Raw genomic sequence first — 12,736 nt, 5'->3', positions numbered from 1 at the left:
CCGTAGGATGGAGTCCATGGCGAAGACCGGTACGACGACCCAGGGGCTGCGCGCGGCGATCGAGCGCAGCGGCTACTACCCGGCCCTCGTGGCCGAGGCGGTGGAGGCCGCCGTCGGCGGCGAGGCCGTCGCGTCGTACGTGGTGCACCAGGAGACCACCTTCGACGCGAACGAGGTCCGGCGCCACGTCACCGTGCTCGTCCTGACCCCGCACCGCTTCATCGTCAGCCACACCGACGAGCAGGCCGCCGACACCAGCTCCCCGACGCCGTACGCCACGACGTCCACCGAGTCCGTGAAGCTCGACAGGATCTCGTCCGTCGTCGTCAGCCGCGTCGTCGCCAACCCGGAGTCGTACACCCCGGGCACGCTGCCCCGCGAGGTGGTCCTCACCATCGGCTGGGGCGCCGTCTCCCGGATCGACCTGGAGCCCGCCGCCTGCGGCGACTCCAACTGTGACGCCGACCACGGCTACACGGGCAACGCCACCGCCGACGACCTGAGCCTGCGGGTGAGCGAGGCCGGTGACGGCCCGGACACCGTGCGGCAGACCCTCGTCTTCGCCCAGGCGCTCTCCGAAGCCATCGCGGCCACCGCCGCCCCCACCCGCTGATGGTGCAGCCCGCCGCCGTGACCCATGGCTGGCCCGACGATCCCGTCCCGCTCGCGCTGGAGACCGCGCCGGTCCCCGAGTACACCTTCGGCTCCCTCGGCGATCTGCTGCCGACGCTCGTCGCCGGTCAGGGCGTGCCCGGTTTCACACCGCGCATCGCCGAGCTGGCCCCCGCCGACCGGAACTGCGTCTTCCTGATCGACGGGCTCGGCTGGGAGCAGATCGCCGCGCACCCCGACGAGGCCCCCTATCTGACCTCGCTCCTCGGCTCCTCGCGGGGCGGCACGGGCCGCCCGGTCACCGCCGGCTTCCCCGCCACCACGGCGACCTCGCTGGCCTCCGTCGGCACCGGCCGCTACCCGGGTACGCACGGTCTGCCCGGCTACACCGTGCGCAACCCCGCGACCGGCGAGCTGATGAACCAGCTGCGCTGGAAGCCGTGGACCGCACCGCACGTCTGGCAGCCGTACCCCACCGTCTTCCAGCTCGCGCACGACGCCGGGGTCCACACCGCCCAGGTGTCCTCCCCGATCTTCGAGCAGACCCCGCTCACCAAGGTCGCGCTCAGCGGCGGAACGTTCCACGGGCGGCTCTCCGGCGAGGAGCGCATGGACTTCGCCGCCGAGCAGCTCGCCGCCGGAGACCGCTCGCTGGTCTACACGTACTACAGCGAACTCGACGGCGCCGGACACCGCTTCGGCATCGACTCCGACGCCTGGCGCGGCCAGCTGATGTTCGTCGACCGGCTGGTGCAGCGGCTCGCCGAGCAGCTGCCGTCCCGCTCCGCCCTGTACGTCACGGCGGACCACGGCATGGTCGACATCCCCTTCGACGAGCAGCACCGCATCGACTTCGACGAGGACTGGGAGCTGCGCGCCGGCGTCGCCCTCCTCGGCGGCGAGGGGCGGGCCCGCCACGTCTACGCCGTGCCGGGTGCCGAGGCAGACGTCCTCACCTGCTGGCGCGAGGTGATCGGCGAGCAGTTCTGGGTGGCGAGCCGCGACGAGGCCGTCTCCCTCGGCTGGTTCGGCGACGAGGTCGACGAGCGCGTGTACGGCCGGATCGGCGACGTCGTCGCCGCGGCCCACGACGACGTGGCGATCACCGCCTCCGTCAACGAGCCCCACGAGTCGGCGATGGTCGGCATGCACGGGTCGATGACCCCCGCGGAGCAGCTCGTCCCGCTGCTCGAAGTCCGTTCCTGACCCCCTGCGCCCCACGCCCCCCACGACCTGAAAGGTCCCCGACCCGTCATGCCCGAGCTGGTCTTCTTCTCCGGAACCATGGATTGCGGGAAGAGCACCCTGGCGCTCCAGATCGCCCACAACCGTGACGCGCGGGGTCTTCAGGGCGTGATCTTCACCCGTGACGACCGGGCGGGGGAGGGCAAGCTGTCCTCCCGGCTCGGCCTGGTGACGGAGGCGGTCGAGGCTCCGCAGGGCATGGACGTGTACGCGTACCTCGTGGCCCAGCTCTCGCAGGGCGGCAAGGCGGACTACGTGATCGTGGACGAGGCGCAGTTCCTCGCCCCGGAGCAGATCGACCAGCTCGCGCGGGTCGTGGACGACCTCGGTCTCGACGTCTTCGCCTTCGGGATCACCACGGACTTCCGTACGAAGCTGTTCCCCGGTTCGCAGCGGCTGATCGAGCTGGCGGACCGGATCGAGCAGCTCCAGGTCGAGGCGCTGTGCTGGTGCGGTGCCCGGGCCACGCACAACGCCCGTACGGTCGGCGGGGAGATGGTCGTCGAGGGTGAGCAGGTCGTCGTCGGCGACGTGAACCGGCCGGCCGAGGAGATCGGCTACGAGGTGCTCTGCCGCCGCCACCACCGGAAGCGGATGACGTCGGCCTCCTCGCACGCCGGTGCCCTCTCCCCGGACGTCCTCCCGGTCAACCACGCCTGACGGCTCCGGAGCGCGCTTCCCTCCCACCGGCGGTGGCAGGATCGTGCACGGTGCGGAGGCAGGAGCATGCCACGGCGGAGTCCTGTGGTGGAGGGCGTTCGCTGCGATGCTTCTGGTGTGGTCGGGATCTCGTCCCGGGCACCTCTGAGGCACGGCGCCGGGGCGCCGGGAGGGGAAGAACCATGATGCGTACCGCCACCAGCAAGGCTGCCCGGGGGATCGCGGCGGCGATGCTGACCGCGCTGGCGACGGCGGGGGCGTTCACCGCCCTCGTGGGGAGCGTCACACCGGCGAGCGGCGACGCCGTCGTGGTGGCGGACGGCTGTCTCGACCCGCGGAGCGCGTGCTGGGTCAACGGCTGGCAGGAGAAGCCGGGCACCTGATCCCGTGCGGCGAGCCTGCCACGGGGGGCGGGTCCAATGGTCCGGGTGCCGAGCACGACGCGCGGACCAGCGCTTTTCCAGTACTCGTCACCGACCGACCGTGGAGCCCCGCCGATGCACCGCATGCAGATCCTGGGAATCACCCCTGCGGAGGAGGAGACGTACCGCCACCTGCTCAGGCACCCCGGCAGCGGCGTCGGGGAGATCGTCGCCGCGCCCTGGCACCCCTCGGGGACCGGTGCGGCCGCCGTGGGGCGACTGACGGCTCTGGGCGCCGTGGTCGAGCGCGACGGCGCGCTGTGGCCGGAGGAGCCGAAGGCGGTGGTGGCCCTGCTGGCCGAGCGGCTGCTCGCCGAGCTGCACACCATCACCCGCAGCCTCGCCCAGGTCTACACGGTGGTGCGCTCCCTGGAGGACGAGGCGGCCGCCGCCGGCCGGCCCGAGGAGGGGGACACGTCTTCGCCGGACAGTCGGCTGGTGGAGCGGATCACCGATCCCGCCGAGCTGCGGGCGAGAGTGGAGGCCCTCGCCCTGAACACCCGCTCCGAGGTGCTGGCGGGCGGGCTCTGCGAGGAGGTCGACGGCCGGGTCCTGCGGCTGACCCTGCCACTGGGCCTGCGGATGCTGGGCCGCGGCGTCACCGTGCGGCTCCTGGTGTGGCGGTCCATGCTCACCGACCCGGTGGTCGTCGACCACCTGCGCCGACTGGCCGACGCGGGCGCGCGGGTGCGGGTGCTGGCCTCCTCGGACAGCCCGATGGCGGTGTGCGACGGCGGGACCGCGCTGGTGCCGGTCGAGCCCTCGGACATCGCCAAGGGCGCGTTCGTGACGGCTGAACCCGGCATGGTGAGCACGGTCGTCAACCACTTCGAGCGGCTTTGGGCGGACGCCCGGGAATTCGGGGACGGCTGACAGCCGGGCAACGCCCCGACTGCCAGACCGGACCCATCGCTGTCAGACCCACCGGCCGTCAGACGCCCGGGCTTTCAGACGCACCGGCCCTCAGACCCACCCTCGTTCTCGGGCCAGCAGCGCCGCATGGGCGCGGTTCTCCGCGCCGAGGAGCCGCATCAGCTCCGATATGTGGCGGCGGTACGTGCGCAGTGCGGTACCCACCTGGCGGGCGCCGGTCTCGTCCTTGCCGACCGTGCACATCGCCCGCAGCACCTGTACCTGCAGATCGGTCAGTTCGGCATCGCCCGACGGGTCGTCCCCCTGCCCGACCAGGTCGGTGAACTCCTCGGCCCCCGCCCACAGACGCTCGAAGTTGTTGACGACGGTGGTGACGATCCCCTCCTCGCTCGAACAGAGGGCGCCCTTGGACGTGTTCTTCGGGTCCACCGGCACCAGCGTGGTGTGGTGGTCGTACACGATCATCAGCTCGCTCAGGTCCTCGACCACCCGGATCCGGGCCCCGGCGGCGGTCAGTTCCTGGAGGTAGGCCCGCGTGGTGTCGTCCGCCACCGCGGAGGCGCGGACCAGGCTGCGCAGGACGACGCCACGGCGCAGGCAGCGCAGGTCGAGCGGGCGGGAGTGCTTGATGTTCTCCGGGGTGAGCGCGTCGTAGGGCTCGGAGGCAAGAACCTCCTTACGGGCGAAGAACGCCAGTTCGTCCAGGCGGTCCCGTATGGCTGATAACCCCATCAGCCTTTCCACCGGGGCGTGTTCGGAGTCCGGTCCCTGGTCGCGCGCGTCACGCGTGAGGGAGTCCACGATGGGCTTCAGGTCGGACAGCGTGCGGATGGTGCTGTAGAACTCCTCCAGGCGCTGCTGGGCCAGCCGGTTGACCACCAGGTCCGGCTTGTGCGGCCACGCCTTGCCGTCGTCCTCGCGGATGACGTGCAGTTCCCGCAGCCGGCGCACCGCCGCGTCCAAGGTGAGGGGTTCCTGTCGCAACAGGACGTGCACTTCGTCGAGTTCGACGCCGGGGTTGCGCAGCAGGTGCCGGTAGAGCTCCTCTTCCGCCGCAGTGAGACCGAGGACCGCCATGTGGTGCACGAGCAAGAGGCACTCCCGTGGGAGAGGACATCGGGAAGGATCCGGCCGGCGTGTGTTGCCGGAATTGTAGAAGGGAGGTGCCCGAAGGGTAAAGGTTTCGCCAGGAGCCCCTGGTGACTCAGCAGTAGGATTTCCGGTTCAGGAACGATCAGGCCGGATCCTGCATCGGGTTGGCCATATCTGGCCAACAGGCCTTGTTCCTCGCCGTCCCGGGCGCTGCCATATTCGGTCGGGAGGGAGGCGTGGTGCTGACCACACGACGCGAGGGGGGACACGCCGCCGCCGGCGGCCCTTGTGGTCCGGGGCCGGTACCTGCCTCAGCACTCCACACGAGAGGTGGCAGAGCCAGATGCTTTTCCGACTGCTGGGGCCTGTGAGGATCGCGGGCGGTGCCGAGATGCAGTCGGCCGCCCGCCGCGCGCTGCTCACCGCGCTGCTCCTGCGCCGGGGACAGTTCGTCGGCATGGGCGAGCTGACCGAGCTGTTGTGGGACGACCCGCCGAGCTCGGCGGTGGCCAACATCAGGAGCCATCTCACGGGGCTCCGCCGCGGCCTGGACTCCGCGCAGCCGGGACTGAGCGAGCGGCTGACCACCAGCCGCGGCGCGGAGACCGGGTACGCCCTCGACGTCGACGCGGACGAACTCGATCTGTCCTGCTTCCTGAAGCTCGCCCGGCAGGGCAGGGAACTGCTCGCCGCGGGCGACCACCGGGCCGCGGTCGGCCGCCTGGACGAGGCCCTCGCCCTCTGGCGCGGCCCGTTCGGCCAACGGCTCCCGGCCACCCGGTGGTTCCACGCGCACACCGTGGGCCTCAGCAACACGCGCTTCGAGGCCTGCCAGGACTTCTTCACCGCCTGCCTGCTGACCCATCGGACCGAGATGCTGTCGTACCGCATAGAGACCGTGCTGGCCGAGGCCCCCTACCGGCAGCGGCTTTGGCAGTTGCTCGCCGCCACCTACTGCACGCAGGGCGACGTGGCCGGCGCGCTGGGCGTGATCGAGCGATGTCGGACCGTCTTCGCCGACGAACTGGGCCTGGACGTCCCTCCCGGCGTCGAGGCCATCCGGGCCGCCGCGCTCACCTGGGACACGGCGCGGGCGCACCGCCTGGTGGCCGAGATGGCGCGCCAGTGACGGCGGGCACGCGACCGGCCGGAGGCCGGGTCCGACGGCGGCTTCGGTCGCTCGCGGCAGGGGAACTGGTCAACGTCCCGTTGCAGGCGGCCGTCTGGTTCGGCGTGGTCGGCGTGCCCGCGACCGCCGTCAACATCCTCGGGTTCGCCCTGGTCACGCTGCTTCTGCTGGAGGGCGCCGCGTACTGGACGGTCAAGCTCCGTGCCCTGTCCGCCGGTGCCGGCGCGCCGCTCCCCGGGGCGGCGGTGTTCGCCGCCGCTCGGGTGGTCAACCTGGTGCTGCTCGGGCTCGGCGTGCCGCTCACCGCTCTCGCGGTGGCCGAAGACCCCGGGACCGGGACCGTCCCGGGCCTGCTCTTCACGCTCTTCGCCGTCCTGGAGCACGTCAACTACTTCCACACCCAGCTGATGTACGACACCCCCGAGGACCGGCGAGGCCGCCGCAGGAACGGACGGCGCCGGGCACATCTCGCCCGCGACCTGGAGCGGACCCGGAAGCTCGGGACCGGCCGGCGGTCCGCCGACGGGCCAGGCGCTCCTGACGTCCCGGGCGAAGGGTGACCGGCCCGGTCACGGCGCGGCCTTCAGGATCTCGTAGAGGTCGGACGCGGCGGCCCGGGGTCCGTGCACCGCGCCGACCCCGGTGACGTTGAGGACCACCTCGTCCACGCCGAGCGCCCGGTAGGCGTCGAGCCGCTCATGGATCTCCTCGGCCGTCCCGTAGAGGAAGATCCCGCCGTCCACCAGGGCGCGGACGTCGTCGGGCCCGCCGTCGCCGGTGACCTGGATCCCGGCCCGCCGCAGGACGGCCTGGTAGTGGGGGAACTGGATGTGCCCCCCGCAGGTCGCCCGCAGCAGCTTCGCCATGTCCCGGTCGGGGCCGGCCAGTGCCACCGGAACGTAGGCGGTGACCTTGACCGGCTGCTCCGGACGCCGCTCCTTCGCGCTCCGCAGGGCCGGGATCAGGAACTCCTCGAGGTACGCCGCCGAGGCCATCCAGGTGATGGCCACGTCGGCCAGTTCCCCGGCGAGTTCGGCCATCCGCTCCCGCAGGACGCCGAGGCCCAGCGACACCTCCGGCTTGTGGAACGGCATGAGCTGCGCCTTGGCGGAGAAGATCTCCCCCTCGCGGTCGCTGATCCCGCCGTCCAGCAGGTCCCGGACGATGGTGACGTACTCCCGGCAGGCGGTGAGCTGGCTGGCGTAGGGCCGTCCCATGGCGCAGGTCTGCGCGGCGAGCGAGCCCGGACCGTAGCCGGCCACCACCTCGTGCCCGGTGGCCAGCGCCGCCGACCGGGCCTCGATCGCCGCGTTGTACGGCGAGCGGTACGGCATCAGCGACACCCCGAAACCGGCGGGCACCCTGATGCCGGAGCCGGCCAGCCAGCTCACGATCTGATGGCTGTCCAGGACGAGACCCTGGCCCTGCCACAACCGGGCCGCGCCACCCCATTTGACGAGATTGGCGAAGGGGATCACCTGCTCGGGGCGGGTGGCGTTGACGGGGAGGAGGATCGAGTGCCGCATCCCGGCAGCCCTTTCGACGAGTGGTGGAGCGATGACAGGCGGGCGGTCGGCTCAGGGAAGGGAAGGCGCGGACAGCTCCAGCGGGAGGCGCAGACCGGCCGGGTCCGCGCCGCCGAGCAGGGCGTCGACCATCAGGTCGGTGTCGCCCACGCCGGCCCAGCCGAGCATGTAGCCGATCAGCGAGGTCCGGCCGGCCGCACCGGTGAAGTAGCCGTCCTCGCGGATCCGGTCGAGGACCTCGGTCTGATGGGCGACGGCCCGCTCGAACAGGTCCGCGCGTCCCAGGGTCCGGCCCGCGCCGATCAGGCACTGGACGACGCCGCTGCTGCCGTGGCAGGCGGAGAGGTCCACCGCTCGGCCTGCCTCCAGGGCGGTCGCCCGGCCGACCAGGTCGGCCAGCCGGGACTCGGTCAGCCAGTCCTCCCGGCCCGCCGCGACGAGGATCTCCGAGCCGGCCAGCAGGAGGCCGGCGGCGCCCTTGCACCAGCCGTGCTCCGCAGGGACGCCGTCCCGCTCCCAGCGGCCGATCAGCCAGTCCGCCGCCTCCTTGGCGGTGCGATCGAGGCCCAGAACGGATCCGGTCCTGGCGGCCGCCCAGCGCAGGCCCAGTTCGCCGTGGGCCAGGTCCGACCAGTGGGTGTCCCGTTCCCTGCCCAGGTGGGACAGGGCCAGGTCGGTGAGCCGCTCGACCGTCGTGGCGTCGGCGGGGAAGGAGGAGCCGTCGCGGCGGAGACGGTCCAGCAGGACCATCAGCAGTCCGGCCGGCCCGTTGGAGAGGTCGGTCTCCAGGACGCCTTCCGCCGCGCGGTCCTGGAGGGCCTGGAGCAGGCCGGCCAGCCGGGCGGACGCGGTCTCCGGGTCCTCGGGGCGGACAAGCAGAAGCGAGGCGGCGCCCGTGAACACCGACTCGGGGCGCTGCAGCAGCGCCTCGCCGTACTCGGCGAGCAGGGTGGTGAGCCCCCGGTCGGCGCTGCCGGCCGGACCGGTCAGGCTCTCGTCGCGGGCGGCGGCGCGGTTGAGGAAGGTGACCACGCCGGCCGAGTCGTGGAAGGAGACGAAGTTGCCCGGGGTGATGGTGGAGGCGTCGCGGTCCGGGCCGATGCCGCCGACCCATCCGCACTCCTCCTGCCCGCCGGGAGCGGTGACCGGCACCCGTACCTCGGCGATCCGGCCGGCGATCGCCCGCCACCAGGAGCCGGGACGGGTCCCGGCCAGCAGGTGTCCTCCGAAGACCCCGGAGGCCGACAGCCCGCCGGGCGTGTCCTCGCCGCACAGCTCGCCGAAGCACTCCTCGAGGAGGAAGTGGTGGTAGGCGTCGGTGCGGGCCCCGTTGTGGGCGATGCCGCGCCGGGCGAAGTCCAGCGCGGTCGCGGAATACACCCCGGGTGCCGCCCCGTCGACCGTGGCGAGCGCGTCGGAGTCGCCCCGGGTGACGAAGTACGGCACGTTGCCGCCGTGCAGCGAGGCGCGCTCCGCGTCCGCCGCGAAGCGCTCCGCCTCCGGGGACAGGTAGTCCTGGTGCATCTTCAGGAGCCCGAACAGCCGCTCGGCCTCCTTGGGGTCCACCAGGTACTTCGGGTGGGTGGACGCGTCGATGAAGCGACCGTAGATCATCGTGGAGCGCAGCAGCAGCCGCACCGGCACCCCGGGGTGGTCCTCCAGGACGCGGGTGACGGCTCCGGCCCGCAGGGCCGTCAGGGCCGCACGGCAGCCGGCCAGGATGGCGTCGAACCACTCGGTGGCGATCAGGTGCGTCTCGCCCAGCCGGGGCACGTTGTCGCCCTGCCGGTAGTTGAAGGGCTCCCGTGACACCGCGATGGCGTCCGTTCCCGGGTCGCGGATCACGGCGCTGGTCATGGACGACGGCTGGTCGCCCGCCACGCCGACGCCCGCCATGATGAAGTCGACCGGCGAGGTCGGGTTCACCATCGGCACCAGCATGGTGGAGGCGACGGACAGCTTGGTGTGGTTCATCAGCGCGTCGGGGAGCGAGTCGTCGCCCACCCCGGCGTCCGGCCGGAGCATCGTCTCGGTGTCGATGACGCACGGGTGCTCGCCGCAGGCCAGCAGGTTCTCGTCGTGCAGGTCGGTGGCGCCGATGGAGCCGAAGAGCACCGCCAGCGCGCCGATCCGGTAGAAGTAGCGGCCGGGCTGGTCCGCCCGCTCCATGGCGGTCGGCACGGTGAACTCCTGCCAGCCGTGCGTGCCCACGGTGAACGACCGGGGGACGCAGCGGGACAGCGGGTGCTCCAGGTACGGGTCGACCGCCCGGTACAGGTCGCGGACGAAGTCGTCCGCGGTGAGCGGCCGCGGCTTGAACACCAGCCGGGTTCCGTTGGCCAGGTGGAGGATGTGTACCTGACGGTTGTCGTTGTGCAGGTCGGAGCCGCTGGGCGAGATCCCGGACAGCAGCCGGCCGTCGTCGCCCGGCTCGCCGAGCAGTCCGGCCTCCGCGAGCAGCGGGTGGTCGTCGGCGAAGGCGGTGAGGAACTCGCGGTAGGCGTCCAGGGAGTGCGACAGCATCGAGGTCAGCCGCACCCGCAGCACCGGGTACTTCTCAAGGAGGGCGTCCGGGACGCCGGGCTCCTCCAGACGGGCCGTGAAGCGGCGCAGGGCGGTGTCGCCACCGGACTCCATCGGCAGGCCAAGCTGCTCGCGGAAGGCGTGGAACTCGCCGATGAGTATCCGGTAGGACTGCGTCTCCACCGTTTTCAGCAGGGCCTCGTGGGCCTGGTCCAGCACGCTGTCGCGGCGGTCGGGGACGGCGGCCCGCAGCAGCGGCTCGCGCAGCTCCCTCTCGACCGCGGACCGGGGGACCACATGCGAGTAGAAGGGGAGGAAGGCCTCGACGGACACCATGCTCTCGCTCATGCCCCGGCACCTTCCACCAGCAGTTCGGCCGTCCGGCCGGCCTCATCGGCTGTCGCCGCGTACAGGTCCCGGTACACGCTGCCTCCGTCCATCAGTTCTGAATGTGTTCCTTGCTCGACGATCCGCCCCTGGTCGAACACGTAGATGAGGTCGGCGGACTCGATCGTCGACAGGCGGTGCGCGATGACGATCTGGGTGGCGCCGATTCCCTCGATCAGCCGGGTCACCCGGCGTTCGTTGACCGTGTCCAGGGAGGCGGTGGCCTCGTCCATGACGAGGATGGAGGGCCGCTGCAGGAGAGTGCGCACGATCGCCAGCCGCTGCCGCTGCCCACCGGAGAAGTTGGAGCCCATCTCGGCGACCAGGGTCTGAAGGCCCATCGGCAGGTCGTCGAGGAAGTCGAGGATGCCCGCCTCGCGGCAGAACTCCCGGACGGTCTCCTCGTCGATGTCCTGGCCCAGGGTGAGGTTCTCCAGGATCGACCGGTTGTGCAGGTGGACCTCCTGCGGGATGTAGCCGATCACCCGGCGCAGGGAGTCCCGGTCGTACTCGCCGGCGTCCCGGCCGCCGAAGAGGACCGAGCCGGAAGTGGGTTCGTGCAGGCCGCAGATGATCCGGGCCAGGGTGCTCTTGCCCGACCCGGAGGCGCCCACCAGGGCGACCCGGGCGCCGGCCGGGATGTCCATCGTGACGTCGCGGACCACCGGTTCGCTGTGCCGGGTGTAGCGGAAGGACACCTGGTCCAGTCGGACGGAAGCCGACGCCAGCTCCTTGCGGTCGCCGCCGGGGCCCTCGGGCTCGGTGCGGGTGATGTCGCTCAGGCGGGACATGTAGCGGCTGGTCTCGGTGAACTCCGCGTACGCCTGGAACACCGAGGTGGAGATCGCGAAGTAGGTGGCGGCGACGGTCTGCACCGCGATCGCCCCGCCGATGCTGATGGTGCCCCGGCCGACGAAGTACAGGCTGGCGAGGAGCAGCAGCAGCGGCCCGAACATCTGGATGGTGGCCGCCACACCGGTCACCTGGCCCTGCTGCAGCCGCATCCGCGCCTTCATCGCGTCGAGGGAGGCGGCGTAGGTCTCGCGCCAGGTGTCCAGGTACTGGTCGGCGTAGCCCCCCATCTTGATGGTGGGGATGGAGACGATGGCGTCCAGCTGCAGCGACTGGCTCCTGCCCAGGTGGGTGATCTCCATGTCGACCGCCTCGAGCACCCGCAGCCGGGTGGCGGCCAGATAGCCGGCGTTGGCGAGCACCAGGGCGAGCGCCATCAGCCCGAGCCGCCATTCCACGTGCAGCAGGTAGCCGCTGACGCAGACCATGGTGCCGATGTCCAGCACGCCCTGGGCGACCCGGGAGGAGAGCATGTCGCGGACGGCGTTGACGCTGCCGAGCCGGAAGAGCAGCTCGCCGGGCTGACGGGTGGTGAAGAACCGGTACGGCAGCAACAGCAGCCGGGTGAAGGCGTGGTCCATCAGATGCCGTCCGAGCACCGCCACCAGCGAGGACAGCAGCAGGATCCTCAGGAGATGCAGCAGGTAGTAGCCGACGGCGGCGCCGGCCACCATGCCGATGACCCACAGATGGTCGCCGAGCTCCGTCCAGCCGGAGAACCGGTCCACGGACCACTCGGTGAGCAGCGGGATCCCGAGGACCGCGGCGTAGGCGGCCAGCGACAGCGCGCCGACACCGGCCATTCGGCGCCCCGCGCCCCCGGGCAGCAGGGGCATCGTCCGCCAGTCGGCGAAGGGCCGGCGGCGCAGCCGGCGGAACGCCGGCCCGGGCTCGGCGGTGAGGACCACGCCGCTGAAGTGCCGGGCGAGTTCGTCCGAGGTCATCCGGCGGCGGCCGACGGCCGGGTCCATGACGACGGCCTGATCACCGTCGAAGCTCTCCAGGACGACGAAGTGGTGATCGTCCCAGAACAGGATGACCGGCGAGTCGAACCGGGTGAGCGCCGCGACGCTCCGGGCGCTCAGCAGCCGGCTCCGCATGCCGCGGGACTCCAGGAACCGGGCGAGCTGCCGGGCGCTCAGACCGTCCCGTCCCGCGTCCATGTCCTCGCGGACCTCGGAGAGGCCCTCGTCCCGCCCGTAGTAGCGGAGCAGGGCCACGCAGCAGCACAGACCGCACTCGGTCTGGGCGACCTGGGTGACGGCCGGCACGCGTCGCGCGGTCCGACGTGATTCCGGGCGAGCGCCCATGGCTACCGCACCTCCGGGTTGTGGGACGTCGGGAAGTCGGGGAAGTCGGGGAAGTCGGGGAAGTCGGGGAACGAGAAGGGCTTGCGTCGAGGCGACGTCGGACGG

At 71.9% G+C, this 12,736-nt stretch carries 11 protein-coding genes; 7 read left to right on the top strand and 4 right to left on the bottom strand.

The features are described from left to right. Positions 1-16 precede the first annotated feature (16 nt). The 5 genes from ACIA8N_RS16805 to ACIA8N_RS16785 all read left to right on the top strand — a co-directional run bounded on the left by ACIA8N_RS16805 (position 17) and on the right by ACIA8N_RS16785 (position 3,812). Positions 17-613: a DUF5998 family protein gene (locus ACIA8N_RS16805; RefSeq protein ID WP_030211761.1), complete on the top strand. Its 597-nt coding sequence runs from the start codon at positions 17-19 to the stop codon at positions 611-613. Further along, on the top strand, positions 613-1,818 hold the full coding sequence (locus ACIA8N_RS16800; RefSeq protein WP_365779437.1) for a nucleotide pyrophosphatase/phosphodiesterase family protein: 1,206 nt from the start codon (positions 613-615) through the stop codon (positions 1,816-1,818). Before ACIA8N_RS16805 ends, ACIA8N_RS16800 begins: the two co-directional genes overlap by 1 nt. A 48-nt stretch (positions 1,819-1,866) precedes the next feature. After that, a complete protein-coding gene (locus ACIA8N_RS16795; RefSeq protein WP_365779439.1) occupies positions 1,867-2,517 on the top strand; it encodes a thymidine kinase in 651 nt (216 codons plus the stop codon). 182 nt (positions 2,518-2,699) lie between these two features. Further along, a complete protein-coding gene (locus tag ACIA8N_RS16790; protein ID WP_365779441.1) occupies positions 2,700-2,900 on the top strand; it encodes a hypothetical protein in 201 nt (66 codons plus the stop codon). 114 nt (positions 2,901-3,014) lie between these two features. Then, entirely contained in the window at positions 3,015-3,812 is a 798-nt protein-coding gene (locus tag ACIA8N_RS16785; RefSeq protein ID WP_365779443.1) for a helix-turn-helix transcriptional regulator, read from the top strand. Positions 3,813-3,902: 90 nt separating this feature from the next. On the opposite strand, the gene ACIA8N_RS16780 is transcribed toward ACIA8N_RS16785, so the two are convergent. Then, a complete protein-coding gene (locus ACIA8N_RS16780; RefSeq protein ID WP_365779688.1) occupies positions 3,903-4,898 on the bottom strand; it encodes a helix-turn-helix transcriptional regulator in 996 nt (331 codons plus the stop codon). A gap of 349 nt (positions 4,899-5,247) precedes the next feature. On the opposite strand from ACIA8N_RS16780, the gene ACIA8N_RS16775 reads away from it, so the two are divergent. Further along, a complete protein-coding gene (locus ACIA8N_RS16775; protein ID WP_365779445.1) occupies positions 5,248-6,033 on the top strand; it encodes a BTAD domain-containing putative transcriptional regulator in 786 nt (261 codons plus the stop codon). Beyond that, positions 6,030-6,593 carry a hypothetical protein gene (locus tag ACIA8N_RS16770; RefSeq protein WP_365779447.1) on the top strand — a complete coding sequence of 188 codons (564 nt, stop codon included), beginning with the start codon at positions 6,030-6,032 and terminating at the stop codon, positions 6,591-6,593. Before ACIA8N_RS16775 ends, ACIA8N_RS16770 begins: the two co-directional genes overlap by 4 nt. A 9-nt stretch (positions 6,594-6,602) precedes the next feature. Here the strand turns inward: ACIA8N_RS16770 and ACIA8N_RS16765 are convergent, their stop codons facing one another. The 3 genes from ACIA8N_RS16765 to ACIA8N_RS16755 are packed head-to-tail and all read right to left on the bottom strand — an operon-like array spanning position 6,603 to position 12,592. Further along, the gene (locus ACIA8N_RS16765; protein ID WP_365779449.1) at positions 6,603-7,559 is read right to left on the bottom strand and encodes an LLM class flavin-dependent oxidoreductase; all 957 of its coding nucleotides are present in this window, start codon (positions 7,557-7,559) and stop codon (positions 6,603-6,605) included. Positions 7,560-7,610: 51 nt separating this feature from the next. Next, positions 7,611-10,430 (bottom strand): type 2 lanthipeptide synthetase LanM, encoded by a 2,820-nt coding sequence (gene lanM, locus ACIA8N_RS16760; protein WP_365779451.1) that lies wholly within the window; start codon positions 10,428-10,430, stop codon positions 7,611-7,613. After that, positions 10,427-12,592 (bottom strand): peptidase domain-containing ABC transporter, encoded by a 2,166-nt coding sequence (locus tag ACIA8N_RS16755; protein ID WP_365779453.1) that lies wholly within the window; start codon positions 12,590-12,592, stop codon positions 10,427-10,429. Before ACIA8N_RS16755 ends, lanM begins: the two co-directional genes overlap by 4 nt. Between the last annotated feature and the right edge of the window lie 144 nt (positions 12,593-12,736).

It is taken from the genome of Streptomyces sp. NPDC051822 (assembly GCF_044452745.1).
Taxonomy (GTDB): Bacteria; Actinomycetota; Actinomycetes; order Streptomycetales; family Streptomycetaceae; genus Streptomyces.
This window is presented reverse-complemented; position numbering and strand designations above follow the sequence as displayed.

Excerpts from the sequence above, each read along its gene's own strand:
- ACIA8N_RS16805 (WP_030211761.1), top strand. The coding sequence starts at position 17 with ATGGCGAAGACCGGTACGACGACCCAGGGGCTGCGCGCGGCGATCGAG.
- ACIA8N_RS16775 (WP_365779445.1), top strand. The coding sequence starts at position 5,248 with ATGCTTTTCCGACTGCTGGGGCCTGTGAGGATCGCGGGCGGTGCCGAG.
- ACIA8N_RS16800 (WP_365779437.1), top strand. The coding sequence starts at position 613 with ATGGTGCAGCCCGCCGCCGTGACCCATGGCTGGCCCGACGATCCCGTC.
- ACIA8N_RS16765 (WP_365779449.1), bottom strand. The coding sequence starts at position 7,559 with ATGCGGCACTCGATCCTCCTCCCCGTCAACGCCACCCGCCCCGAGCAG.
- ACIA8N_RS16785 (WP_365779443.1), top strand. The coding sequence starts at position 3,015 with ATGCACCGCATGCAGATCCTGGGAATCACCCCTGCGGAGGAGGAGACG.
- ACIA8N_RS16795 (WP_365779439.1), top strand. The coding sequence starts at position 1,867 with ATGCCCGAGCTGGTCTTCTTCTCCGGAACCATGGATTGCGGGAAGAGC.
- ACIA8N_RS16790 (WP_365779441.1), top strand. The coding sequence starts at position 2,700 with ATGATGCGTACCGCCACCAGCAAGGCTGCCCGGGGGATCGCGGCGGCG.
- lanM (WP_365779451.1), bottom strand. The coding sequence starts at position 10,430 with ATGAGCGAGAGCATGGTGTCCGTCGAGGCCTTCCTCCCCTTCTACTCG.